A 477-nucleotide genomic window follows, 5' to 3' on the forward strand; every position below is an offset into this window, starting at 1 on the left:
CGACCAGCGACGAGCATCGACCTCAGATATGTCCCCACTCATGAACAGTCCAACGAGCAAACCCAACAGCAGTCACGGTAAGCACCGTTGCAGTACTAGGCCATGTCGGCGCTCTTCTTCACTACGGTCACCAAGCGGCGTGCGGTACTGCCGGTGACGCCAGGTCTGCTCTTGCTGGCGCTCAGCAAGCGAAGCCGGCCTGCGCTGGGGGCGAGGCGCGGGACCAGCGGTCATGGATGCCGTACGGCGCTCCAGCTCTGCGGTGGTCTCTCGCAACTGCGAAGCCACCAGGTCAAGCTCTTCCTGCTGGCTCCGCAGTTCGGCCGGACCGCTACTTCCCTCCGGCCGAAGTGTCGTTCTGGACACGTCCGCACGGCAGCGCATCAGGGCGGCAACCAGGCGGGCACGCCGTTCACTCAGGTTGTTGGTGCGGGTTGTGTCCGTCATGGATCACCTTCCAGATGATACTGGGAACAG

The sequence above is a fragment of the Kitasatospora sp. NPDC127035 genome (genome assembly GCF_042726075.1).
Lineage (GTDB): Bacteria > Actinomycetota > Actinomycetes > Streptomycetales > Streptomycetaceae > Kitasatospora.